The 25,159-nt window shown below is 33.7% G+C and carries 20 protein-coding genes; 10 read left to right on the forward strand and 10 right to left on the reverse strand.

What is annotated here, in order from left to right:
- Window positions 1-34: 34 nt before the first annotated feature.
- The 4 genes from EV143_RS00440 to EV143_RS00455 form a co-directional block, all read right to left on the reverse strand.
- Complete coding sequence (locus EV143_RS00440) at window positions 35-1,102, reverse strand: efflux RND transporter periplasmic adaptor subunit (RefSeq protein ID WP_133505923.1); 1,068 nt, start codon at window positions 1,100-1,102, stop codon at window positions 35-37.
- A 9-nt stretch (window positions 1,103-1,111) separates the two neighbouring features.
- Entirely contained in the window at window positions 1,112-2,446 is a 1,335-nt protein-coding gene (locus tag EV143_RS00445) for a TolC family protein (protein WP_133505926.1), read from the reverse strand.
- Window positions 2,447-2,463: 17 nt separating this feature from the next.
- A complete protein-coding gene (locus EV143_RS00450; RefSeq protein WP_133505929.1) occupies window positions 2,464-3,063 on the reverse strand; it encodes a TetR/AcrR family transcriptional regulator in 600 nt (199 codons plus the stop codon).
- A 109-nt stretch (window positions 3,064-3,172) separates the two neighbouring features.
- Window positions 3,173-3,694 carry a YceI family protein gene (locus tag EV143_RS00455; RefSeq protein ID WP_133505931.1) on the reverse strand — a complete coding sequence of 174 codons (522 nt, stop codon included), beginning with the start codon at window positions 3,692-3,694 and terminating at the stop codon, window positions 3,173-3,175.
- A gap of 265 nt (window positions 3,695-3,959) precedes the next feature.
- On the opposite strand from EV143_RS00455, the gene EV143_RS00460 reads away from it, so the two are divergent.
- Window positions 3,960-4,934, forward strand: coding sequence for a polyprenyl synthetase family protein (locus tag EV143_RS00460; RefSeq protein WP_133505933.1), 975 nt, complete (start codon window positions 3,960-3,962; stop codon window positions 4,932-4,934).
- Between the two features lie 67 nt (window positions 4,935-5,001).
- Here the strand turns inward: EV143_RS00460 and EV143_RS00465 are convergent, their stop codons facing one another.
- From EV143_RS00465 to EV143_RS00475, 3 genes are all read right to left on the reverse strand, one after another.
- Window positions 5,002-6,870 carry an alpha,alpha-trehalase gene (locus EV143_RS00465; RefSeq protein WP_133505935.1) on the reverse strand — a complete coding sequence of 623 codons (1,869 nt, stop codon included), beginning with the start codon at window positions 6,868-6,870 and terminating at the stop codon, window positions 5,002-5,004.
- Window positions 6,860-8,080, reverse strand: a complete 1,221-nt coding sequence (locus tag EV143_RS00470) for an MFS transporter (protein WP_133505937.1) — start codon at window positions 8,078-8,080, stop codon at window positions 6,860-6,862. The genes EV143_RS00465 and EV143_RS00470 overlap by 11 nt, the downstream gene beginning before the upstream one ends.
- Before the next feature lie 98 nt (window positions 8,081-8,178).
- Complete coding sequence (locus tag EV143_RS00475; protein WP_133505939.1) at window positions 8,179-10,818, reverse strand: TonB-dependent receptor; 2,640 nt, start codon at window positions 10,816-10,818, stop codon at window positions 8,179-8,181.
- Window positions 10,819-10,983: 165 nt separating this feature from the next.
- On the opposite strand from EV143_RS00475, the gene EV143_RS00480 reads away from it, so the two are divergent.
- On the forward strand, window positions 10,984-12,009 hold the full coding sequence (locus EV143_RS00480) for a LacI family DNA-binding transcriptional regulator (RefSeq protein ID WP_133505941.1): 1,026 nt from the start codon (window positions 10,984-10,986) through the stop codon (window positions 12,007-12,009).
- 41 nt (window positions 12,010-12,050) lie between these two features.
- Window positions 12,051-12,404 (forward strand): hypothetical protein, encoded by a 354-nt coding sequence (locus tag EV143_RS00485; RefSeq protein ID WP_133505943.1) that lies wholly within the window; start codon window positions 12,051-12,053, stop codon window positions 12,402-12,404.
- 105 nt (window positions 12,405-12,509) lie between these two features.
- Here the strand turns inward: EV143_RS00485 and EV143_RS00490 are convergent, their stop codons facing one another.
- Window positions 12,510-13,061 (reverse strand): hypothetical protein, encoded by a 552-nt coding sequence (locus EV143_RS00490; protein ID WP_133505945.1) that lies wholly within the window; start codon window positions 13,059-13,061, stop codon window positions 12,510-12,512.
- Window positions 13,062-13,178: 117 nt separating this feature from the next.
- Between EV143_RS00490 and EV143_RS00495 the strand changes: the two genes are divergently transcribed.
- From EV143_RS00495 to EV143_RS00525, 7 genes are all read left to right on the forward strand, one after another.
- Complete coding sequence (locus EV143_RS00495; protein ID WP_133505947.1) at window positions 13,179-15,953, forward strand: 2-oxoglutarate dehydrogenase E1 component; 2,775 nt, start codon at window positions 13,179-13,181, stop codon at window positions 15,951-15,953.
- Between the two features lie 80 nt (window positions 15,954-16,033).
- Window positions 16,034-17,284, forward strand: a complete 1,251-nt coding sequence (gene odhB, locus EV143_RS00500) for a 2-oxoglutarate dehydrogenase complex dihydrolipoyllysine-residue succinyltransferase (RefSeq protein WP_133505949.1) — start codon at window positions 16,034-16,036, stop codon at window positions 17,282-17,284.
- 216 nt (window positions 17,285-17,500) lie between these two features.
- Window positions 17,501-19,975 carry a TonB-dependent receptor gene (locus tag EV143_RS00505; RefSeq protein WP_133505951.1) on the forward strand — a complete coding sequence of 825 codons (2,475 nt, stop codon included), beginning with the start codon at window positions 17,501-17,503 and terminating at the stop codon, window positions 19,973-19,975.
- Between the two features lie 57 nt (window positions 19,976-20,032).
- A complete protein-coding gene (locus EV143_RS00510; RefSeq protein ID WP_133505953.1) occupies window positions 20,033-20,365 on the forward strand; it encodes a hypothetical protein in 333 nt (110 codons plus the stop codon).
- A gap of 17 nt (window positions 20,366-20,382) precedes the next feature.
- Window positions 20,383-20,685, forward strand: coding sequence for a hypothetical protein (locus EV143_RS00515; protein WP_133505955.1), 303 nt, complete (start codon window positions 20,383-20,385; stop codon window positions 20,683-20,685).
- Window positions 20,686-20,688: 3 nt separating this feature from the next.
- The gene (locus EV143_RS00520; RefSeq protein WP_133505957.1) at window positions 20,689-22,233 is read left to right on the forward strand and encodes a PepSY-associated TM helix domain-containing protein; all 1,545 of its coding nucleotides are present in this window, start codon (window positions 20,689-20,691) and stop codon (window positions 22,231-22,233) included.
- Window positions 22,234-22,443: 210 nt separating this feature from the next.
- Window positions 22,444-23,571 (forward strand): PepSY-associated TM helix domain-containing protein, encoded by a 1,128-nt coding sequence (locus tag EV143_RS00525; RefSeq protein ID WP_133505959.1) that lies wholly within the window; start codon window positions 22,444-22,446, stop codon window positions 23,569-23,571.
- Window positions 23,572-23,600: 29 nt separating this feature from the next.
- Here EV143_RS00525 and EV143_RS00530 read toward each other — a convergent pair whose 3' ends face one another.
- Together EV143_RS00530 and EV143_RS00535 are read right to left on the reverse strand one after the other, a co-directional pair.
- A complete protein-coding gene (locus EV143_RS00530) occupies window positions 23,601-23,948 on the reverse strand; it encodes a toxin-antitoxin system YwqK family antitoxin (protein ID WP_133505961.1) in 348 nt (115 codons plus the stop codon).
- A gap of 209 nt (window positions 23,949-24,157) precedes the next feature.
- Window positions 24,158-25,153: a TlpA family protein disulfide reductase gene (locus tag EV143_RS00535; RefSeq protein ID WP_133505963.1), complete on the reverse strand. Its 996-nt coding sequence runs from the start codon at window positions 25,151-25,153 to the stop codon at window positions 24,158-24,160.
- Between the last annotated feature and the right edge of the window lie 6 nt (window positions 25,154-25,159).

Here is a 25,159-nt window from a genome sequence, read left to right on the forward strand (position 1 = left end):
TTAATGCTTACGGCCTATAGCTTAATGCTTTAAATTATTTAATAATTTCTACTGTATTTCCGTCTTGTAAGTTAATCTGACCTGTAACAATTACAGTTTCTCCGTCAGATAATCCATTGATGATTTCTACCTGATCTCCTAAGATTCTTCCGGCAGTTACTTTTCTCAATTTTGCAATTCCTTTGTCAACTACAAAGATTTCGTTGCTGCTCACACTTCCTACGAATGCATTACGCGGTACAACCATCAGGTTTTGTTTTTGTTGTTTTGAACCAAAGTTTGCAGTTCCGTACATACCTGCTTTAAGATCGTTACTTGAGTTGTTAGCGATTTCAATTTCTACAGGAAAGTTTAAAGACTCATCAGCTTTTGAAGCAATGAAAGTAATTTTTCCGGAAAAAGATTTATCAGGATATACACTAGCAGTTACATTAATAGTATTTCCTACTTTTAAACTTGCAACCTGATTTTCGTTTACTGTAACTACTAATTTTAATCTCGAAACATTTACAATATCAAACAAAGCAGTTGCTGGCATTCCTGCTAAAATAGATCCCGGCTCAATATATTTTTTATTGATAAATCCGTTTATTGGTGCTTTTACTTTAGTATCACCAACATTAATATTAGCTTGTTTTAAGCTAGATTCAGCATTTGTTAAAGCTAATTTTGCCTGATCTAATTGTTGTTTGGTAACTCCGCCAGTTTTAAAAGCATTTTCGTATCTGCTGTAATCAGATTTTGCATTTTGGTAAACCGCTTGTGCTTGTTGTGCGCTTACGTTAATTACATCACCTCTTACTGTCAATAAAGTCTGACCAACTCTTACGTAGTCTCCTTCTTTAGCTAAAACGCTGATTACTTTTCCAGATTTTTCAGCAGAAAAAGTCAATTCCTGAATTGGTTGAAAATTTCCGTTTGCAACGAAATCCAATGAAATTTCTTCTGTTTTTACGGGTGCAACTTTTACTGAAACTGCTGCGTTTTTCTCAGCAACAATATCTGTTTTAGCTTTATTCTCTTCTTTATTTTTAGTTAATACATATCCAATCAGACCCAATGCTGCGATTATGATTACTATTGTTACAAGTGTCTTCTTCATTTTGTTTAGTTATTTAATAAGAGTTTTTAGTTGGCCTTTTGATTTGATTAATGCTACTTCGGCAATTTTGTAATTTAAGACTGCTCTGGTATAATTATTTTGTGCTTCAAGTGATGCATTTTCAGCATCTAACAAATCTGTTAGTGATGCCAATCCCTGAAGGTAATTGTTTTTGGTATTGCTTAAAATTTCAGTTGCCAAACGCATGTTTTCTTTTTGATTTTCAATCGTTACAAGATTGTTGTCAATTTGAGCTATTGCATTTCTGTAATCTAAATCAAGTGAAAGTTTGGTATCCTTAATATCTTCCTGAAGTGATCTGATTTCAACATCTGCCTGTCTTACTCTTGCACGAGTACCAAAACCTGTAAAAATTGGTATGTGTAAGTTTAATCCAATTGCAGAGTAATCAGACCAATAAACCCCATCTTTTGGTTTTGCAAACCAAGGAAATTCCGGACCCTGACCAATATAATTGTACCCTGCAGTTAATGAAAGTGTTGGGTAATATCCTGCTTCAACGGCTTTTTTATTATACACTAAAAGCTCTTCTTGTTTTTTCAAAAGCAGGTATTCTGTTCTGTTTTCAACAGTTGGCTGCTCTGTTAATGCTGCCGGAATAACTTCAAATTCTTCTTTAGGCATATCGATTACGGTTTCTATAGGCATTCCCATATAAAACTTCAAAGCATTTTCCTGTAAAGTAATCTGATTTTTAATCTGCTGGCGTTCAGTATCAATATTTGACATTTTTACAACAATACGATCTAAGTCAATTTTTTTGGCTAAACCGTTATCAAATTGTCCTTTTACGATATCACGAACTTTTGAAGTGTTTACGTAATTGCTGTCTAATAAAATCAATCTTTCTTTTTGTACATAAACAGAATAGTAGTTATTTGCAACTCTTTCTATAACTTGTTCTTCTGTTAACTGATCGTTTATCTGATAAAACTCACGAGTAGATTTTGCTGCTTTCAAACCTGTAAAAACAGATTGATCAAAGATCGCCTGAGTTAAAGAAAGTCCCGCTCCTGAAGTCCATTTTTGACCAAAAGTAGCCTGAATAGAGGTTCCTGGCTGATTAAAAGAAGCTCCATCAATAACACTTGTTTGTAAAATTGGGTTATACGTTAAACTTCCGTTTGCAGAAATCTGAGGCAATGCTCTTGAACGTACTTCCTGAATTTGATACTCGCTGTTTTCAACCTGTAATTTCGATTTCTTAGCGTCAGATTTATTCTGAAGCGCATAGGTAAGAGCATCTTTTAAGGTTAAAGTTGTGACTTGTGCGTTGACTGAGAAGCCAATTGAACACAATACTATAAGAATTATTCTTTTCATAAATTATAGATTGATGATTAAGTGGTAATTTTTTTGAGTTGTTTTTCTAATTCTAATATTCCTTCTGATGTTGCCATCGCTCTGGTATGATATTCCAAAGCTTCTAGTTCTATTTCCTGAGCTTCTCTTTCTGAAACTGTATTTTCGTTAATGTGAAAAATTAAAGTGTAATAAAATTTCACATAAACAGGTATATTTAGATCCGCACGATATAATTTTTCACGAATTCCTTTTTGTATATTTTCGGTAAAATATTGTGTGCATTGATCTATTTCGTGAGACAATACATTTTGATATATTTCCGGATAATGTTTTTTCAATTGATAAATAGGAGACGTATCTGTATTGTTTTTAAACATGTCTCTGAACATTTCTCTAATCTCAAAATTTTCATGAATGGCATTATAATTCTTAGCTACGATAGTATCAATTATTTCATGCACTTGTCCGTGAACCATCGAAGTACTTTCTTCAATTAAAACCTCTTTGTTACAAAAATATTTGTAAATAGTTTTTTTAGAAATACACATTTCACCTGCAATGTCATCCATCGTAACACTTTTAAAACCGAGTTTTAAAAATAAATCGCTTGCTTTTGCTATGATTTTTTCTTTCATTTTTAATTTTCAAATTGCTTTACAAATATAATTCGGAAACTTTATTTTAAAAAATAGTTTCCGCTATTTTTGTAATAATTTTACATTAATTTATTCGTGGCATAAGATTTTATATGCTAAATTCAAGATTAGCGATAAGTTTAATATCTTTTCCAAGCGCTAACCCGCCGTTATGGTTATAAGAATTATAATCTAAACCAAAATCCTGACGTTTAATATCTGCTTTAATTTCAAAAGCAACTTTTCTTTCTCCGTTATAAGAATTGATTCCGATAAACTCAGCATCCAATTCTACTACTTTAGTAACATCTTTAATGGTTAAATCTCCTTTAAAGAAATTAATGTTGTTGTTTACTTTTTGAAAAGAAGTCGATTTGAAACTAATAATCGGATGTTCATTTACATTAAAGAAATCATTCAATTTCAAATGCGTATCAATTTGCTGAAAGCTATCGTTTTTATTATTTATATCTAATGAAAATTCAACTGAAGCATCTTCAATTTCATTGTCTTCAATATTTACATAACCGTCAAATTTATTTGCAGTTCCGCCTAAATAGGCAATTATCGAATGTCTCATTTTAATTAAAACATCTGACTGGCTAGAATTTATGGTCCAAGTTGTTTTCATAAATATTTGATTTTGTTGAGTTTTATAATCTACTCAAACTGTTTACGGAAACTTTTACAGTGTTTCGGGTTTCCAATTAAAAATGCAAATATAAACAGGAAACTCTAAACACCAAGAAAGTTTCCAAGTTTTTTTTAAATAATTTTAACTCTTTAAAAATGAAGCGAAATAATCTTGTTTTAAACTAGTGATGAATTAAATTTTAAGAAAGTAAAATTCATATTTGAATTGTATCTTTGAGCCACGATAATCAGAATTTCATTTTATGCACAATATTAGTCAGTACCAGGATTTTTTTATTAGTTATTTAGAAAACCAAAGCATAACCAAAGAACCTAAAAACCTTTATGAACCTATTGAATATATTTTAGGGCTTGGCGGTAAACGAATGCGCCCGGTACTAACTTTAATGACTGCAGAAGTTTTTGATGCCGATTATAAAATGGCGCTTCCGGCTGCAATGGCTGTCGAAGTTTTTCATAATTTTTCGTTAGTTCATGATGATATTATGGATGATGCGCCTTTAAGAAGAGGGCAAGTAACCGTTCATGAAAAATGGAATATCAATACCGGGATTCTTTCCGGAGATGCGATGTTAATTCTTGCGTATCAATATTTTGAACAATACGAACCAACCATTTTTAGAGATTTAGCAAAGCTGTTTAGCAAAACTGCCCTCGAAGTTTGCGAAGGTCAGCAATGGGACGTTGATTTTGAAGAAAGAAACAACGTAACTATTACGGAATACCTTAAAATGATCGAATATAAAACAGCCGTTTTGGTTGCGGCAGCCATGAAAATGGGGGCCATAGTTGCGAAAACTTCTGAAAAAGAAGCAGATTCAATTTACGATTTCGGTCTTAATTTAGGATTGGCTTTTCAGTTACAGGATGATTATTTAGATGCTTTTGGAGATCCGAAAACTTTTGGAAAACAAGTTGGCGGAGATATTATTGTAAACAAAAAAACCTATTTATATCTAAAAGCGTTAGAGTTTTCATCTGAAGAAAAAGCTACGGAATTACAAAAATTATTCAGCCTACAATTAGAAGATAATACAGCAAAAATAGAAACTGCAAAAACCATTTTTAACGAATCCGGAGCTTCAAAAGCTACTCAGGAAGCGATTGAAATGTACACTTTTAAAGCTTTTGAAACTTTAGAAAAAATGGACATTAATGCTGAAAAGAAAAATATTTTGAGAGTTTTTGGAGAAAATTTAATGGGAAGAAAAGTATAGTTTCAAAACGTGCTTCGACTCCGCTCAGCCTGACATTTCGACTGTCATCCTGAGCGAAGTCGAAGGCTTATGAAAACAAATCATCAGGATCAACTAAATCAGATAATTTTTGTTTTAGATCGTCTTCTAAAATCGTTAAACCGTATTGATAGGAAGCATTCATCCATCCAAAACCTTCTTCGGTTATATAATTAAACTCCGTTCCTACGTTTCCGTATTCTGCGAAAATTTTGTGTGAACTTATCGATAAATCAAACTTTTCAGGAATTGTTCCGTTGTAATCGACCGCGTTTCTGGTTATTAGCCAAAGCCAGCGATACACCATTTCCTGAACTTCTTCATTAAAATTATAATTCAGTAAACCTTCCCACAAAAGCATTTGATGCGGCGCCCATCCAAACGGATAATCCCATTGTCTTGTTGGTGAATTCTCATCAAAACCTGCAATCGATTCTTTAGTACTTCCTGAAATTCCGCCTTTCATTTTAAATTTTGGCAATGTTTTTTTTACCAAAATCTCTGCTTGTTCATTGGTACTTATTTTTGCCCAAAGCGGATAAAATGTAGTCGCTGCGTCAAAAACATGCTGTTTTTCGTTTACAAAATTATAATCGAAATAAATTCCGCTTTCGGGATTCCATAACATTTCGTTTATTTTTTCCTTTCTGAAAGCTGCTTTTTCAACCCAATAATCGCTTGAAAAAGATTTGTCGTCAAAATATTGAAATTCGTTTTTAAAGTATTTTTTAATTAAAAAAGCAATATCTGTCTCGTACTTATAGAGCAAACTATTAATCGCAACTGTATTTAAATTGGCGCAAACACCCACCAATCTATGTGTTGTGTCGTGTCCGCTTTCGCGCATACTTCGATCATGTGTAAAATATTTATCGAGTTCTGGATCAACGATTTCTCTTTCAAGATATTTTTTCTCGAATTCATGGGTTGATAAATTATACTTTGGCGCATATTGCTCCAGAATATCATGAAAATGTCCTTCTTCAACTTCAAACGGAAGTCCGATTCCTTCTGCTTTATAGCGATTTAAACCATTTGCTGTCAGTCGTTTTCCTTCTTCCATCCAAACGGTTTGGTATTCTTTTATGGCGGTTTTTAAATGTCTTTCAATCCAAAAAATATCAGGATTAGACTTTTCTAAAACATCTATAATTAATGACGTATAAAGCGGCGGCTGAGTACGGGTTAAATAATAACTGCGATTGGCGTTTAGAATTTTTCCGTAATGATCTATTTGATATTTAAAGTTCTCTGCAATACCCAAAGCAAGATCAATTTTGTCATCGATCAAAAGTCCTTTGGCGATAAAATAACTGTCCCAACCGTACATTTCATTGAATCTTCCGCCGGGAACAACAAACGGAACTCCTGAAATTTCATTGTTCTTTATTTGAAGTGCCAAAGCCAAAATTCCAGGTTTTTTATTCAGCGATAAAACATATTCCGGTGAAATATTTTTGGGCATTTGCACCACTTTTAACTTGGGAGTTGTCGCTTCTAATTTTTTGAAATAATCAAAAACAATTTCGTCACCAAAAGGCACATACAAGTAGGCAAATTCATTTTCGATTTTGTCGTCTTCCAGAATTTTTTTTACACCGATGGCATCAATTGTTCTGGTAAGACCTTTCCAATACAGGTCTTTTATTTTTCTTGAAATTCTTTTTACAGGATCTTCAGTAATTTCATTTAAGTCTATTTCGGCAAATTCAGTATTGTCTTTTTTTGCCAGCGCCAATTCCTGCAGTAAATTCGAAAGTTGATAGGTTCCTTCAATCATAGCCGAATTTCCGTTTTCATCATTCAACAAAAACTTTTTGGGACCGTTATCATCTATCGTTATTTTTTTATCGCCGTCAGTGTCTTCCTGAGCCAATAATTTTTCGATGGTTTGGGCTATATGTAATTTAAATTTCATCTTTCGCAGTTATTTTTTTAAGAATAAAAAAGGAAATGAGTAATAATGTCATCGGAATTAATGTAAAATAAAATGCTTTTTCCGGCCCTTCATTTTTAAACAGCCAACCTGTTATTCTGGAACCTAAAGTGCCACCAAGTGCAGAAAAAATCACTATTAATCCGGTCATGGAACTTTGCAGATTTTTAGGCAAAGCACTTAAAACAATCGAATTTAATAAGGGATAAATGGGTGCAATAAATAATCCGATTAACGGAAAAGCAAACCCAATTAACGGAATATCTGAAAGTGTATTGATATTCTTTACTTCTAAACCTACAGTTTTTGGAAGTACAAAAATGACAATTAACATCGCAACAATAATGCAAACACTTAAAACCCAAATCCAATTTACTTTTTTGGTTACGATTCCGGCAACAAGCCTTCCTATTGCTAATGAAATTGCCAAAATACTGGCCATCATAATACTGATGTTTTCTGGCAGATGAAGCACTTTTGTATTGAAAGTTGGCAGCCACGAAAGAATTCCCTGTTCGATCATTACAAACAAAAAGACACTAATCACAAAAATAACAGTAAGCAATTTTGCCATTAATTTGAACATTTGCAGAAAGTCATCTTTGGGATTTGCACCTGCTGCAACTTCTGGCTCTTCAAATTTTACAAAAAATAAAAACAGAAACGACAAGAACGATAATCCCGCTAAAAACCAATACACATTCAACCATGAATTTGGATCGTTTTCGTTATTAAAAGCAGGAAATAAAAAATAAGCTAACGCAATTCCAACCATAAAAAAACCTTCGATACTGCTCATTAAAGCGTTATGTTCTTTCTTGGTTTCGGTTACGGTTCCTATTAAGGAATAAACTGAAACTTTTATCAAAGCAAACGAAACGCCAACGGTTGCAAAAAGGATTTTAGCATTGTCAAATGAGTTTCCAAAATACATAGAAATGCAAGCTAGAGTAACTAAACCTAAACCTGTAAGCATCGCTTTTCTATAACCAATTCTTGGTAAAAAAGAAGCTATAAAAAAGGATACAATAGCAATTGGCATGTCTTTAAAAGCTTCTAAAATACTCGCCTGAACCTCATCTACGCCGTAATTTTTCTGTGATTTTAAAATCACAATACCAACGCTATTTAATAAAATAGCGAAGACAAAATAATTGAGGTAAAGTGAGATTTTAATTCCTAGGTTTTTCATTTTTCTATTCGTTTGTCTATGCTTTGTGGTTACTGTGTGGAGACGCACTGCTGTGCGCCTCTACAGTATCGTACATCTATTATTGTACGTTGAATTTATTAAAAATTAACGGCTACCGAAAATCTAAATGCGCGTCCTAAAATAGGTCTTGCCATAAACACATCGCTTGCTGCAGATGTTGTTTGTCTCGGATCGCCTTCTGTTAAACCAATTTCGTTAAATAAGTTCGAAGCATCGACTGCAAAACGAAGATTTTTATACGTGTAATTTAAACCTGCTCCAACTTCTTTGTAGGCCGGCAAAACTTGTTTGTTATCCTGATTGGTGAATTTTTTATCATAATAAGAAAACTGAACGTAAGCTGTAAAATCTTTTGTAATGTCTACTTCCGGTCTTAGGTTGCAGAAAAATTTAGGAATTCTTCTTGCTGTATTTCCGTTAAAATCAAAAGTCGAACCGTCTGCATTTGTTCCTGTAAAATTATCGTACTCCGGTTTTTGAAAGGTGAATGTAAAGTTCAGTTTTACAAATTCGTATCTGGCATTGGTTTCTACTTCAAGACCAATATTGTTTACGTCGGCAAATTTATTTTCTGAAGATCCGTCAGATAAAATATCGGTGAAAGCCACATTTTTTAAATTCATGTGAAACAAATTTGCATTTACAGAGAAGAAAGAATTTGCATATTTATATCCTAATTCAAACTGGTTTACTTCTGTATTTTCAAGTTTACTTAAATCGGCTGCATTATCATAAAATGATTCTTCAATTGGCGATCTAAAACCGTGGCTGTAACGAACGTATGAAGCCATATTGTCATTAAATTTATAATTTCCTGCGGCAGTATAAGACCATTCGCTCACGTCATATCTCCAATACGTATACGGATTTCCTTTTACCGTTGTCACGGCATCATCGGCTGTATTATTGTCTAAAATTCCTAAATCTTCAGCAAAAAATCTGGCGTTATCTCTGTATCCTGAATATTTGTCTTTGTTATATCTTAAACCTGCATTGAACGTTAAATTATCTGTAGCTTTAATTTCGGCATCAGCATAAATATCATTCAAAAGTCCTTTGGTTTGTGCATCTCTTTCAAGCCATGTAATTCTTTCTACACCATTAAAAGTATGCTCAACTCCTGTTGTATTGTCTGTTACGTTTAATAATCTCGGATTGTCTGAAACACCAACTAAATAAGAATTCCAGTTCCAGTATTGGTTTGATTTCCAGTTCGAATAGTAATAACCAGCCGTTAATTGTACCGGATCTAAATCAAAAGAAAAAGAGAAATTATTCGCAAAGTTGTTCATCTTTTTCTCAATGTGCCAAAGATCTGCTCTCATGATTAAAGCATTTGGATCTAACGTTGCGCCATTATCTACATAACTGTAAGTCAAATTACTGGCTGTTGTGTTTTGAACGCCTGTTGCGTAAGCATCTTGTGTCCAAGGTCCGCCATTTGGGAAAATTGCATTATAATTTAAATCGATGCTCGTTTGTTTGAAAGCATTTTTGAATGTCACTTTCTCCGATATTTTCTTTTTAAATTCAGCTCCAATCGAGTTGATAACCGGATGAGAACCATCTTCTAAATCTGCGGTAAAAGTTCCGCCGCCATATTGAGGAACATTTAAATGACTAAAATTTACTGAAGTCAACGTTCCGTAATTCGGATTAAATCCGTCGATACCTTCGATTTTTCCGTTGTTGCTTTTTAAAGGAATTGGTAAATAAAACGTATTTCTGTCATCCAGATGTTTGAAGTTCACTCTTAAATAATCGCTATCATCAAATTTATACGTGATGTTTCCTTTTATTTGTCCGCCTTTATTGGCTGTAAAACCTGTGTTTCTTACTCCGTTGTCAGCTCTGTAAAATCCACCGACATTAAAAAATAATTTATCCTGAATTAAAGCGCCCGATAAATTAAGATCCGTTCTAAACATTCCATAATCTGAAGTCGTGAATTTTGCTCTTCCCATAAATTCATTCTGACCTGTTTTCGAAATGAAGTTGATGATTCCACCCGGAGCATTGTTGGCGAAAATTGAGGCAGAACCTCCACGAACCGCTTCCATTTTGCTCACTGTTTCGTCAAGTCTGTAAAAAGTATCTGCGTTCGCAAATTGTAATGCGCCGTCTTCAAAAACCGGTAAACCGTCTTCCTGAATTTGTACATATTCGTAAGCTCCGGCAGACGGAATTCCTCTTGCAAAAAGGTTGTTTCCTATTTCTCCTCCAGAGGCTTCAACCACAAATCCTGGAATTGTCTGCAACAAAGCCGCCGTGCTCGATGGCGCTCTGTCTTCGATTGCTTTTGCGCCCATTGTCGTAATGGCAACACTAGATTCTAGTTTAGATCTTGGTGTTGAAGATCCGGTAACTACAACTTCTTTTAAGTTTTGCGATTCACCTTCAAGCAGTAAATCTGCCGTTACTGATTCGCCTTCTTTTACTGAAATTTCTTTTTGGTAGGTTTTGTAGCCAACGTTTGTTACTTCTACAATATAACTTCCGGCAAGAACATCAGAGAAAATATAGCTTCCGTTTTCGTCTGTTACTACACTTTTTCCGGTGTCTTTTAACGTTACGTTTGCGCCCGGAACTGTTTGTCCGTTTTCGTCGAATACTTTTCCGGAAACGGTATTTTTTACCTGAGCAAACAGGTTATTAGGAACTGAAATCAGGCACATTATTAAAAATAACAAGCCTAAATAAGATTGTTTCGGTTTCATGATTATTTGGTTTAGTTAAGTAAAGTTTTTATTAATGAATGTAAACTTAATCACTTATTAACTTCAATTTCGGAATTACAAATCGAAAACGTTTTCGAAATGACCGAAAACGTTTTCGAAAGTTAATTTTTTATCAATGAAATTAATTTTTAGTACATTTATTTCATGAATGACACTAAATTAATAGATATAGCCTCAGCATTAGGAATTTCGGTTACAACGGTTTCAAAGGCATTAAAAGGGTATACGGATATTAGTAAATCGACCCGCGCCAGAGTTATCGAAATGGCCGAAACGATGAACTATATGCCCAATTCTGTTGCGGTTAATTTGCGAACCAATGAAACTAAAACCATTGGTGTCATTATTCCCGCAACGGTGCATCATTTTTTTTCGAGTGTGTTAAATGGTATTTTAGAAGAAGCTGAAAAAAGAGGGTATTTGGTCATCATATTACAATCGAATGAAAAATATGAGTTGGAGAAAAAGCAACTTGCTTTATTAATTCAAAAACGAGTTGATGGCGTTTTAATGTCTCTTTCGAATGAAACGGATGATTTCTCTCATATTAATGAAGCTATTCGAAAAAATACGCCGGTTGTTTTATTTGATAAAATTGCCAAAAGAGTGGATTGCTCTAAAGTGGTGATAAACGATGCAAAAGCGGCTTATGATGCCGTTACGTATCTTATTAATAAAGGTTATAAAAAAATTGCGCATTTTAGAGGTTCGTATGTTCCGCAAAATTCTATCGATCGTTTTTTAGGTTATAAAAGAGCTTTGGAGGCGAATGGAATTGAGTACGATTCGAAACTGGTTTACGTTTGTGATAACAATACCGATTTTGAAGACGGCTATGAAAATGCTCAAAAAATAATGGCAGAACATCCGGATATCGACGCTATTTTTGCGATTACAGATTTGGTGGCTATCGGAATTATAAAATATTTTAATGAAGCGGGAATAAAAACGCCGGATCAGGTGGCTGTTTTCGGGTTTAGTAATTGGTTTATGAGTACTGTAATTTCCCCTAAATTAACGACAATTGATCAGCCCGGATTTGAAATGGGACATAAAGCGGTTTCGATTTTAATTGATGAAATTGCAGACATAAAAGAGCATCGGCCTGTAGTGCATCAAATTATAGAACTTCCAACGAGAATCATAGAAAGAGAATCGACGGTTAAATGATTTTTTAGTTTTAACTTTGCGTGAATTCTTAAAGCGCATCAATGTTTCCGATTCCTGAAAATACCGATTTTTTATTGGCTGATGCCGAAAGCGAAAATTTATATCTTAAATTGATTGAACAAATTAATAAGGATTTTAATTTGGCTAATGAAGGAATTGATTTTCCATTGAGCATTTCCCCGGAAGAATTAAAAATTCAGCTTCACGAAAAAATCTACCGCATGATTCAGTACAAATTTGCTGAATATTTAAATCTGCTTTACATCATCGATGTTTCTGAAGATGAAATTAAAAAACTTGACGGCTCAGATTTGGTTATTCTGGCCGAACAAGTTTCGTTTTTAATTTTAAAAAGAGAATGGCAAAAGGTTTGGTTTAGAAATAAGTATAAGTAGAAGGTACAAAGTTGCAAAGCGACAAAGGTTGTGTTTCTTTGCGATAAGAGTCTTGAGCATTATAAAACTTTGAACCTTTGTTGCTCTGTCCCTTTGAACCTTTTATTAAAAATAAACTCTCACAAAAGGCATAAATGCCGATCCGTAAAGACTTTTGTCATCGTTAAATAAAACATCGTAACGACCGCCAATGGTTACATTTCCGGTTCTGTAGCCCGCTCCCAGATATAGGGCGGTATTCCAGTAATTATCAGAAAAGGATGGTCTGTTGATATTCGCTTCATATCTGGTATCCACTCTTACTTGCTCTAATTCTGCAGATAACTGTACTTCCGGAATCGGATTTACAAGTGTAATTAAGCTTCCGCCATATACATACGAATCATAATAATTTTTAGAAGATAAATAGCCAAATTGCAAACCAACACCAACAGCTACAATTGGATTAACATTATAAATCGCACTTGGCATTACAGAAATATCAGTATATCCTGAACCAATTCCAAGACCAAGTCCGCCACCAAACTGAACTTTATCCCAGAAATTATTAGAGTTATCTACGGCGGAAATTTCCTGTGCCATTGAATAACTTGAAAACAAGAGTATCAAAATCACAAAAAATGATTTGAAAACGTTTGAAATTTGATTTTTATTCATGGCTTAACACTTTTTTTAACAAATTTTTACGTAAAAGTAAGCAAAAAAAAAGATTTAAATAAATGCATTGTTGTACTTTTGCCTTTCTATTTAACAAAAAGTATATTCACTAATATTATGGATAGGTTTTCATTTTTAAATGCAGCGCATACAGAGTTTTTCGCACAATTATATGATCAGTATTTAGTTAATCCGGATAGCGTTGAGCCAAGCTGGAGAAGTTTTTTTCAGGGTTTTGACTTTGGACAGACGACTTATAATGACGAAAATCCTGTTCAACAGATTGTTGAATATGTGACTAGCCCCAACACAGATTACAGTCAGGTTTCAGAAAAACTGCAAAAAGAATTTAATGTTCTAAAATTAATCGATGGATACCGTACCCGCGGGCATTTGTTTACCAAAACAAACCCTGTTCGTGACCGTAGAACATCATCTCCAACTTTAGATATTGAAAATTTCGGATTAACAACTGCTGATCTTTCAACAGTTTTTGATGCTGCTCAGACTATTGGAGTAGGACCATCTTCTTTGCAGGATATTGTAACTCGTCTTCAATCTATTTATTGCCAGCATATTGGTATTGAATATATGTACATCAGAAACCCTGGTGTTGTAAAATGGATTCAGGAAAAACTAGCTGTAAATGTTAATCAGCCTAATTTTTCTTCTGAAGAAAAGAAAATCATCTTAGACAAATTAAATGAAGCCGTTTCTTTCGAGAACTTCCTTCACACTAAATATGTAGGTCAAAAACGATTTTCACTAGAAGGAGGAGAATCTATTATTCCTGCTTTAGATGCTTTGATTGAACAAGCTGCTGAAAAAGGTGTTGAACAATTCGTGATGGGAATGGCTCACCGTGGTCGTTTGAACGTTTTGGCTAATATCTTCGGAAAATCAACTCAGGATATCTTTGGTGAGTTTGACGGTAAAGATTACGATCAGGAGTATTTTGATGGTGACGTAAAATACCACTTAGGTCTTACGGCTGACAAGAAAACAAGATCAGGAAAAAACATCAATATCAATTTAGCACCAAACCCTTCTCACTTAGAAACGGTTGGAGCTGTAATTGAAGGAATCACAAGAGCAAAACAAGATAAATATTATGCTGACGATTTCTCTAAAGTATTACCTATCGCCGTTCACGGAGATGCTGCAATCGCAGGTCAGGGTATCTTATATGAAATCATTCAGATGGCTCAGCTTGACGGTTACAAAACCGGAGGTACAATTCATATCGTAATTAACAATCAAGTTGGTTTTACAACAAATTATTTAGACGCTCGTTCTTCTACTTATTGTACAGATGTTGCCAAAGTAACACTTTCGCCAGTATTACACGTAAATGCTGATGATGCTGAAGCTGTTGTACACGCTATGTCATTCGCTTTAGATTACAGAATGCAATTTGGCCGTGATGTATTTATCGATTTATTAGGATACAGAAAATACGGTCATAACGAAGGTGATGAGCCTCGTTTTACACAACCGGTTTTATATAAAATCATCGCAAAACATAAAAACCCGAGAGATATTTATGCCGAGAAATTATTGTCTGACGGCGTAATCGATGCAACTTATGTAAACGCTTTAGAAAAAGAATACAAATCTTTAATGGAGGAGAATTTAGAAGCTTCCCGTAAAAAAGATTTAACGATTATAACGCCATTCATGAAAAACGAATGGGATGGATTTGTTCAGGTAACTGATACGCAAATGTTAGAAAAAGTAGATACTACTTTAGAAAAAATCAGATTGGATTCTATTATAAATACAATCTCAACATTACCATCAGACAAAAAGTTCATCAGTAAAATAACTAAAATTGTTACTGACAGAAAAACAGGATACGACAATAATACCATTGATTGGGGAACTGCAGAAGCATTAGCTTACGGATCATTATTGCAAGAAGGTTTTGATGTTCGTATTTCCGGACAAGATGTTGAACGTGGAACTTTCTCTCACCGTCACGCGGTAGTTAAAGTAGAAGATTCTGAAGAAGAAGTAATTTTACTTGATAACATCGAAAACAAAAAAGGAAAATTCGGTGTATTCAATTCTCTTTTATCTGAATATGGAGTTCTTGGTTTTGATTATGGATATGCATTAGCGAATCCAAAAGCCTTGACGATTTGGGAAGCACAATTTGGAGATTTCTCTAACGGAGCTCAAATTATGATTGACCAGTACATTTCATGCGGTGAAGACAAATGGAACAACCAAAATGGTATTGTTTTATTATTGCCTCACGGATATGAAGGACAAGGTGCAGAACACTCTTCTGCAAGAATGGAACGTTATTTACAACTTTGTGCAAGACAAAATATGTATGTTGCAGATTGTACAACGCCAGCCAACTTCTTTCACTTGTTAAGAAGACAAATGAAAACCAATTTCCGTAAACCTTTGGCAGTTTTCTCTCCAAAAAGTTTATTACGTGATCCAAGATGTGTGTCTACAGTTGAAGAACTGGCAAGCGGAAGTTTCCAGGAAACAATTGATGATAATTCAGTAGATAAAAAAGCAGTAAAAACTTTGGTTTTTGTTACCGGTAAATTCTACTACGACATTGTTGCCGAAAGAGAAAACAACGGAAGAAAGGATGTTGCAGTTGTTCGTATCGAACAATTATTCCCATTACCTGTTGAGCAATTAAAAGCAATTATAGCACAATATCCAAATGCTGATGATTATGTTTGGGCACAAGAAGAGCCTAAAAACATGGGAGCTTACAGCTTTATGTTAATGAATTTTGATCTTGTAAAATGGAGATTAGCTTCATTAAAAGCTTATGCTGCTCCTGCAGCAGGAAGTTATACACGTGCAAAACGTCGTCATGCAGATGCGATTAGAATGGTATTCGATAAAGATTTATTTAGATAAAAAAATGTTTCAAGTTTAAAGTTTCAGGTTTAATACTAACATGAAACTTTAAACCATAAAAACCTTAAACAAAGACAAAGATGATTTTAGAAATGAAAGTCCCATCACCAGGGGAATCAATAAAAGAAGTTGAAATTGCAACTTGGTTAGTAAAAGACGGAGATTATGTAGAAAAAGATCAAGCTATTGCTGAAGTTGATTCAGACAAAGCAACTCTTGAATTACCGGCTGAAATGAGCGGAATTATTACGCTTAAAGCTGAAGAAGGTGATGCAGTTGCTGTAGGAGCTGTAGTTTGTTTAATTGATACAGATGGTGTAAAACCTGCGGGTGATGCTCCGGCTGCACCAGCAGCTGAAGCTCCAAAAGCAGAAGCACCGAAAGCTGAGGCTCCAAAAGCTGAAGTAAAAGCAGAAGCTCCAAAGGCAGCACCTGCAGCAGCTACAAGTTATGCAGCAGGAACTCCATCTCCGGCAGCAAGAAAAATATTAGATGAAAAAAATATAGCGCCAACAACAGTTTCAGGAACTGGTAAAGGTGGAAGAATAACTAAAGATGATGCTGTAAATGCAGTGCCTTCTATGGGAACTCCAACTGGAGGAAACCGTGGATCTGAGCGTACAAAATTATCAATGTTGCGTCGTAAAGTGGCTGAGAGATTAGTTGCTGCGAAAAACGAAACTGCAATGTTAACGACTTTTAATGAAGTTAACATGACGCCAATCAACTTGATTCGTAACGAATACAAAGATGCTTTCAAAGCAAAACATGGTGGTCTTGGTTTAGGATACATGTCATTCTTTACAAAAGCAGTTACAAGAGCTTTAGAACTATTTCCAGACGTAAACTCTATGATGGATGGTGATTATAAAGTAGCTTACGATTTTGCTGATATTTCTATCGCAGTTTCAGGACCAAAAGGTTTAATGGTTCCTGTAGTTCGTAATGCTGAAAACTTAACTTTCCGTGGAATTGAAGCTGAAATTAAAAGATTAGCTATTAGAGCTCGCGACGGTCAAATTACTGTTGACGATATGACAGGTGGAACTTTTACAATTACTAATGGTGGTGTTTTTGGAAGTATGTTAAGTACTCCAATTATTAATCCTCCACAATCAGGAATTTTAGGAATGCACAATATTATTGAGCGTCCGATTGCTGTAAACGGTAAAGTTGAAATTCACCCAATGATGTATGTTGCTCTTTCTTATGACCACAGAATCATTGACGGACGTGAGTCAGTTGGTTTCTTGGTTGCTGTAAAAGAAGCTTTAGAAAATCCGGTAGAATTATTAATGAATGGCGATGCTAAACGTGCTTTAGAATTGTAATATCTTTCATTTTCAAATATTAAAAAGCCTGTTCATTCATTTGAACAGGCTTTTTTTGTCTTAAGATTTGCTTAATATTTGCTTAAGATGTTAATTTTTTAAACAAATTTAAATTTTACCCTTTAAAAAATATTTTATTTAGAATAAATAAAAATAGCTTGTTTGGTTGAGATTCAACAACTAAATTTGCACTATTAAAATCAATTCTAAATAAAAATGAAATCTAAATTTACAATATTGTTTTTGAATTTCTGTTTTATTTTGATAGCAGGCACAACAGCCTGGTCTCAGGAAAAAGCAAGTATCAAAGGTCAGATTACTTTAAACAATAATGAGTCTCCAGAGAATATTTCTGTTGTTTTAAAAGGTACAAAATCGGGTACAACAACAGATGAAGAAGGTAATTATATCTTAAAAAATATCAAACCAGGAACTTATACTTTAAAAGTTTCTTCTGTAGGGTACATTACACAAGAAAAATTGATTGTACTTAAAGAAGGCGATAACTTAACTCAGAACTTTGCTGTTTCTACAAATTCAGAAGATTTAACAGAGGTAGTTGTAAATGGCGGTAGAAAAAACCATTTTGCACGTAAAGACAATAAACAAGTGTCGAGATTACCTCTTAAAAATCTTGAGAACCCACAATCATATACTACCATTACAGGTGAATTATTAAAAGAACAAGTAGTTACCAATTTTGATGATGCCTTGAAGAATGCATCTGGTATTACACCACTTTGGGCTGCAACAGGCCGTGCCGGAGATGGAGCTGCTTATTATTCTCTAAGAGGATTTCCAGTTCAGCCAACAATGGTTAATGGTTTACCAGGTTTAACAAACGGAAGTTTAGATCCTGCTAACATAGACAGAATTGAAATTATCAGAGGTCCATCAGGAACCTTGTTCGGAAGTAGCTTAATCTCTTATGGAGGGTTAATTAATACTACTACAAAAAGACCTTACAAAACTTTTGGAGGAGAAATAAATTATACGGTAGGAAGCTATGGTTTAAATCGCGCAACTGTAGATTTGAACACACCTCTTAACGATAAAAAAACTTTAAATTTCAGGATAAATTCAGCTTACAACGAACAAAATAGTTTTCAGGATGCTGGTTTTAGAGAATCCTATTTTATAGCGCCTTCATTATCTTATGAAGTAAACGATAAATTATCATTCTTAGTTAATACAGAATTTATGAGCAACGAATCTACAAATGCAACAATGTTATTTTTAGATAGAGGTGCTCCATTAAGAGTTCATAATATTAATGAATTAAATTATGACAACAAACGTTCGTACACTAGTAATGAACTTACTATGAAAACTCCTTCTTATAATATTCAGGCTCAAATGAATTACAAATTTTCTGAGCAATGGAGTTCTCAAACCATTTTCTCAACGAGCTCTGCAAAATCAGTAGGAAACTATACTTATTTATACGAAGGAACGAGCAATCCGTTATTTGCTTCAATTAAGGAAGGAATTGTTTTAGGATGTTTTTTTACCGATCAGGACAATCAAAATATAACAACTGATATTCAGCAAAATTTTAATGGTGACTTTAAAATTGGAAGTGTAAGAAACAGAATTGTTGTTGGTTTTGATTATTTCAAAAGAACGGCTTCTGATCGAAGTACTGGATATTTTGGTAACGGTTATATCTACATTGGTAATGATCTACAATCTTTTAATAACCTTTTTGGACCAACAAATGGTGATACCGGAAATTTAACAAAAGCTGGATCTGATGCAATTATTGGAAACAGTCCAAGAAATAACAACAATACAAAACAAGAAACATACAGTGCTTATGTTTCAGATGTAATAAATTTTACACCTGAGTTGTCAGCGATGTTAAGTTTACGTGCTGACCGTTTCATGAATGCTAAAAATGACGGATATAACCAAACTGCATTTTCTCCAAAATTTGGATTAGTATACCAACCGATTCTAGATAAGGTTTCTATTTTTGCCAATTACATGAACGGATTCGTTAATGTTGCACCAGGTCAAAATCGTACAGCTACTATTGTAACACCATTGACCTTTAATCCTGAACATGCAGATCAGTTTGAAGTAGGGACAAAGTTGAATCTTTTTAAAGACAAACTTTACGCTACTTTTAGCTATTACGATATTAAGGTTACAGATCAGGTTTATGTAGTAGAAACTCCTTATGTAGACCCAAATGACCCAACTGCTGAATTGCCAAATAATCAGACTACTTATCAGGACGGAGCTCAGAAAAACAAAGGTTTTGAAGCAGAATTTGTTGCAAACCCAATTAATGGATTAAACATTGTTTTTGGATACAGTTACAATGATGCTGTTTTAACAAAAGGAGATCCTGACTTTGTAGGTCACAGATCTGAAAATGCAGGACCTAGAAATCTGGCAAACCTTTGGGCTAGTTATAAATTTACCAACGGTTTATTGAGAGGTTTTGGTTTAGGTTTTGGAGGAAATTATGTTGGTGATAACATGATTATGAATAGAAATGTTGCCGGAACATTTACAATTCCTGAATACACAGTTCTAAATTCATCTTTGTTTTACAGTGCTGAAAAATTTACAATCACAGCTAAATTAAACAACATTGCAAATAAAGAAATCTATGATGGTTGGTCAACAGTTCACCCTAAAGATCCAAGAGCAATAGTAGGAAGTTTTACTTACAGATTCTAATAAAAACAAAACACCTTTCTATTAAATTAGAAAGGTGTTTTTTAAATTTTTAAAATTATGATAACAATAGCAAGTCTTATCGTTTTTTTAGCTTTTTACACTTTGTATTATACATCAAAAAGAGCTGTACTATCTTATGATTTAGGTTTTGAAAAATGGATGAAAAACAATCCCAAGCAAACCAAAATCACAGGACTAACTCTACTTTTATTAGCCTATATCTTTTGGCTTTTTACTCAATCTTTAGGTTGCGGAACTCTAATGTTTTTTATTCAGTTGATGGCCATAGGTAGTTTAATCGTCATTTTAAGTCCATTAAAAAAGATAAGCAATAAAGCCATTATTGTACTATTTGTAATTGTTGCTTTATTAGAATTCTATTACAACTAATTATTTCTGACCACAATATGCCAGCAAATCCTAAATATCTAACACAATCTCCCTGGCAACGATTTGCCAAAATAACAGCTGCCATTTTGGGTGGCTATTTTGTTTCTGTTACTTTTCATCTGGCTTTGGCTTCGTGGTTTAGCAGAGCCAATATTTTAATGACAATGGCTTTTAGTGGTTTTATTCTTTGGGTCGCATTAATGGTAGTTGCCTTTCTGGCAAAAAACGGATGGAAAATTTGGGGTCTTTACATCCTTCTCACCTTAGTTTTTTCTCTTTTTATTTATCTCGGTCAAACCTATAATCCAACGGCGCAATAACCTATGAGCAATCGTAATTATAATATCTATTTTCACACACATACGGTTAGCGGAATCGTTATTAGTGTCGTACTTTTTGTGATTTTCTTTGCCGGGTCCTTTTCTTTTTTTAGAGATGAAATCATCAATTGGGAAAGAAGTGAATCTACAGCACTTACAAATGAAATTCAACTGAATTATAACACTGCATTAGATACGCTTGACAAAAAATATATTTTACATGGTAGAAATATTACCATTTCTAAACCAAGTACAGAAAGAAGAGTTGCCGTTTATTTAGAAGGCACAAAAGATACTTTGGCTCCGGCCAAGCAAAAAGAAGGAACATTTTTTTATCTTGATACTAAAAACTTTAAATCGTTCACTTACGAAGAATCATATTCTTTAGGAGAGTTTTTATACCGTTTGCATTTTTTAGCACAAATTCCTTATCCGGTTGGATATTACCTTTCAGGTTTTATAGCTTTATTCTTTTTGTTTGCAATTGTAACCGGGGTTTTATTGCATTGGAAAAAAATTGTCTCTAACTTTTATGTTTTCCGTCCGAAGGAAAAATTAAAAACATTATGGACAGATGCGCATACATCATTAGGAATGATTGGTTTACCCTTTCAATTCGTGTATGCAGTAACGGGGGCTTTCTTTATGATTAAACTTTTGATTGTCGCTCCGGCAGTAATGGCTTTATACAAAGGAGATCAGGCTAAATTGTATAAAGAATTAGAGTATACTGATCCTGATTATAAATTTGACAATAAAAAATTAGCAACACCTTTTAATATTGATCGGTTGGTTGCAAAGGCAAAAAATAACTGGCAGGATTTTGAAGTTACACGCGTTTTCATTCAAAATTATGGCGATGCGAATATGCATATTTTAGTGGAGGGTGAAATTCCTCATCACAAAAAATTTACAGGAGTTGGAAAAGTAATTTACCGAATTGTTGACGGAAAAGAAATTGCCCGAAAAAATCCTATTACGCAAACCAGTTATTTAGACGTTGTAAAGAATGTTTTATACCGAATTCACTATGGTGATTACGGCGGTTATGCCTTAAAAATCGTGAGTTTCATTTTAGGAATTATAACTTGTTTTGTCATCATTTCAGGAGTTATGATTTGGCTGATTGCAAGAAAAAAAAACAATATGCCGGAAAAGAAGAGACGTTTCAACGCAGCCGTTGTTCGCATTTATTTGGCAATTTGTTTAAGCATGTATCCAATTACTGCGCTTGCTTTTATTGGAACTAAACTTTTTTATCCGTTAAGTCAGTCTAATTTATTCATGCTTTATTTTGGCGGATGGTTGTTGCTGGCAATCTTTTTTATAATTAAAAAGAATGATGGTTTTACCAACAAATTCTGTTTGATTTCGGGAAGTATTTTAGGATTTTTAATCCCGATTACAAACGGACTTGTTTCCGGAACCTGGTTTTGGAGTTCTTTCGTTCAAAATCATGTTCAGGTTTTCTTTATAGATGTTTTCTGGATTGTGCTTGCTTCAATATCACTTTATGTAGCGTTTAATTTGAAACCAAGAAAGAAGTAGTTTAGTAAAATTTATAGCATTTCTCGCAGATTTAAACAGATTAAAGTTTATTAATTATAAAAAATCATTTTTAGATCTGCTTAAATCTTTTTAAATCTGCGTGAAAAAACACTTTGCTACTTGACGTCAGTATAAGAGCTAATAATCAAGTAATACTTAAAATATTTGTCCCATATCAATTTAGCGTATACATTTACGCTTTTATTCAAAATGGGATTCAAAACAAAAATACGGTTTATACACAAATGGCTCGGATTAATTTCCGGGCTTATTGTTTTTATTGTCAGCATTACGGGTTGTATATTCTGTTTTCATGACGAAATAAAGGACATTACAAGAAAAGAATGGCGTTTGGTTGAACCTCAAAACAAACCATTTATTCCTCCATCTGTTTTACTGGGCAAAGCCAAAGAAATTCTTCCCAGTTATAAATCAGCTATGGTTTCCTATTACGGAAGAGATCGTTCGGCAATCGTCTATACTTACTCTGATATAGGAAATTTATACCTCTACTTTAATCCCTATACAGGAAAACATTTAAAAATAGAAAATCCTGAAACTGATTTTTTTATCATTGTCGAATACATTCATTTGTATCTGCTTCTTCCCGATTACATTGGCAAACACATTATTGGCGGCGCAACAATTATCTTTATCATTTTACTTATTACGGGAATTATTCAATGGTGGCCAAAACGAAAAAATGATCTTAAAAGAGTTTTCACTGTAAAATGGTCTGCAAAATGGCGTCGTGTAAATTACGACTGGCACAATACATCCGGATTTTACATTTCAATTATTGCCGCAATTATAGCCATAACCGGTTTAACTTTTACTTACGAATGGGTTGGCGATGGAATTTACAAGACTTTTAATTTTGGTGGCGATAAAACTTTAGAAACAAAAGCACCCATAATTGACACCACAAAATTCAAAGCAAATAAAATGATTGCCATTGATCGTGCTTTTCTACAAACTATGAAATTGCAGCCAAAAGCCGAAATGTTTTATGTAACAACTCCACAGCAAAAAGGAGATATTATAAATACAGGCGCATATCCGCATACTTTACGATACGATCATCAAAGCAATTATTATTTTCATCCAAGCGATGGAAAATTAATTCAAAGTGATCCTTACGATAAAAAAAGTCTGGGTTTACAAGTTGTTGAAATGAATTATGGAATTCACACAGGTCAAATTTTGGATTTACCAGGAAAAATTATTGCATTTACAGTAAGTTTAATTGCGGCTGCTTTGCCTGTAACTGGTTTTGTAATTTGGTATGGAAGAAGAAAAAAATCTAAAAAATCAAAGCATAAAAAAACCGCTCATTAAAAGCGGTTTTTCAAATTATTGAAATCATCTTAATTTCTATCTGCCAAAGCATTTTTCTGTAAATTTTTAATCGAGGTGATTTTGCTATTTTCATAAGCAACTTCAGAAAGTTTATTATCATTAAAGAAAATCCATTTTCCTGTTTTCACTCCGTCAGTGTACTCTCCTACTGCAAGTTTGTTTCCATTTTCGTCATAAGATACCCAAACTCCATCTAATTTACCTTCTTTATAGAAGCCTTCTTGTTGTACTTTTCCATTTTCATAATAGTAAGTAGCTTTTACTTTATTTCCAACAGCTTCTAATTCTGGTTTTACTTCTTGTGCAACTAAAATTCCAGAGAACATCATTGCAACTAAAATCACACATTTTTTCATATCTTTAGGTATTAATGTTATCAAATCTTTACCAAATATAATTAAATGTTTACATTAAAAAAACTTTTACTTAACAATTTGGTAACATTGGATAAAAACTTAACATTGGAAATCTACCATAGACACAAAAACCAACGCTTAAGCATTGGTTTTACTGGTTTTAAGACGAAATGTATAAAATTACGATATCGTTGTAATTATTACGAAATTTAATTCAATAGAGCGTCTAACTTAGTTTGTAGCTCTTGTGAAGAAGGTCTTGGGGCATCTGCATTTAAAACATTTCCTTTTGGATCAATTAAAATAAATCTGGGAATCGACATTACTCCATAACTTTTAATAAATTCTGATTGCCAGTCTTTATCAGAAAACAATTGAATTCCTCCTAATTGTTTATCCGTTACAAATTTTTGCCATTTATCATGATCTTTCACTACATCGACAGAAACACTCACAAATTCTATGTTTTTTCCGTGATACTTTTCTTCTACTTTTTGCAAGTAAGGAATTTCTGCTCTGCACGGTCCGCACCACGTTGCCCAAAGATCAATGTATACATATTTCCCTTTTAAATCAGAAAGTTTTGTCTTTCCGCCTTTGTGGTTTTCATAATCAAATTCTGCAGAAGGTTTTCCGTTCAGCTTATTCATTAAAGAAGCTCTCTCATATTCCTGAACAGCATATTGATTAAACTCTTCAAAAGATTTTTTTAAAGCTGTTTTAAATTCAGGATCATAATCGCCTTTTTCGATTTTTTCTAAGTCTGATTTTTTCTTCGTTTCAACTAACGATGCAAATTCAGTCGCTTCTTTTGTAAAAGCTTCATTTAGAAATTTTTCGTTAGATAAAGCATATTGTGCAAGAAAGTTACTTTCGTTTACTCCTTTACCTTTATATACAATCGTTTCATCAAACTCTTTGGCATTCATTGTCAGATTTACTTCAGAATTTGGTTTTAAGTATAAATTAGAAGACTCTACTCCATCTGAAAACATATAAAACCCTTTTGGAGCTTCAAAATTGGCAGCAAATAATTCTTTTTTATTAATCGGAATTACTTGTTTGAAATTATTCGCTCCTTTAATTACTAAAGTATCGCTGTTTCTGTTGCTTATTTTAGCCGTAAATGCAATCTGACTTTTGGCTTGACCAATAACATTCAAAGCGCTCAAAATCAATAATCCGGAAACGAAAATTTTCTTCATATATAG

It is taken from the genome of Flavobacterium chryseum, from assembly GCF_004362015.1.
GTDB lineage: Bacteria > Bacteroidota > Bacteroidia > Flavobacteriales > Flavobacteriaceae > Flavobacterium.

What these genes read in the sequence shown, in the direction of transcription:
- EV143_RS00520 (WP_133505957.1), top strand. Translation starts at nt 20,689, where the DNA reads ATGAGCAATCGTAATTATAATATCTATTTTCACACACATACGGTTAGC.
- EV143_RS00480 (WP_133505941.1), top strand. Translation starts at nt 10,984, where the DNA reads ATGAATGACACTAAATTAATAGATATAGCCTCAGCATTAGGAATTTCG.
- EV143_RS00505 (WP_133505951.1), top strand. Translation starts at nt 17,501, where the DNA reads ATGAAATCTAAATTTACAATATTGTTTTTGAATTTCTGTTTTATTTTG.
- EV143_RS00455 (WP_133505931.1), bottom strand. Translation starts at nt 3,694, where the DNA reads ATGAAAACAACTTGGACCATAAATTCTAGCCAGTCAGATGTTTTAATT.
- EV143_RS00495 (WP_133505947.1), top strand. Translation starts at nt 13,179, where the DNA reads ATGGATAGGTTTTCATTTTTAAATGCAGCGCATACAGAGTTTTTCGCA.
- EV143_RS00530 (WP_133505961.1), bottom strand. Translation starts at nt 23,948, where the DNA reads ATGAAAAAATGTGTGATTTTAGTTGCAATGATGTTCTCTGGAATTTTA.
- EV143_RS00515 (WP_133505955.1), top strand. Translation starts at nt 20,383, where the DNA reads ATGCCAGCAAATCCTAAATATCTAACACAATCTCCCTGGCAACGATTT.
- EV143_RS00485 (WP_133505943.1), top strand. Translation starts at nt 12,051, where the DNA reads ATGTTTCCGATTCCTGAAAATACCGATTTTTTATTGGCTGATGCCGAA.
- EV143_RS00525 (WP_133505959.1), top strand. Translation starts at nt 22,444, where the DNA reads ATGGGATTCAAAACAAAAATACGGTTTATACACAAATGGCTCGGATTA.
- EV143_RS00445 (WP_133505926.1), bottom strand. Translation starts at nt 2,446, where the DNA reads ATGAAAAGAATAATTCTTATAGTATTGTGTTCAATTGGCTTCTCAGTC.
- EV143_RS00470 (WP_133505937.1), bottom strand. Translation starts at nt 8,080, where the DNA reads ATGAAAAACCTAGGAATTAAAATCTCACTTTACCTCAATTATTTTGTC.
- EV143_RS00510 (WP_133505953.1), top strand. Translation starts at nt 20,033, where the DNA reads ATGATAACAATAGCAAGTCTTATCGTTTTTTTAGCTTTTTACACTTTG.
- EV143_RS00440 (WP_133505923.1), bottom strand. Translation starts at nt 1,102, where the DNA reads ATGAAGAAGACACTTGTAACAATAGTAATCATAATCGCAGCATTGGGT.
- EV143_RS00460 (WP_133505933.1), top strand. Translation starts at nt 3,960, where the DNA reads ATGCACAATATTAGTCAGTACCAGGATTTTTTTATTAGTTATTTAGAA.
- EV143_RS00490 (WP_133505945.1), bottom strand. Translation starts at nt 13,061, where the DNA reads ATGAATAAAAATCAAATTTCAAACGTTTTCAAATCATTTTTTGTGATT.
- EV143_RS00450 (WP_133505929.1), bottom strand. Translation starts at nt 3,063, where the DNA reads ATGAAAGAAAAAATCATAGCAAAAGCAAGCGATTTATTTTTAAAACTC.
- odhB (WP_133505949.1), top strand. Translation starts at nt 16,034, where the DNA reads ATGATTTTAGAAATGAAAGTCCCATCACCAGGGGAATCAATAAAAGAA.
- EV143_RS00535 (WP_133505963.1), bottom strand. Translation starts at nt 25,153, where the DNA reads ATGAAGAAAATTTTCGTTTCCGGATTATTGATTTTGAGCGCTTTGAAT.
- EV143_RS00465 (WP_133505935.1), bottom strand. Translation starts at nt 6,870, where the DNA reads ATGAAATTTAAATTACATATAGCCCAAACCATCGAAAAATTATTGGCT.
- EV143_RS00475 (WP_133505939.1), bottom strand. Translation starts at nt 10,818, where the DNA reads ATGAAACCGAAACAATCTTATTTAGGCTTGTTATTTTTAATAATGTGC.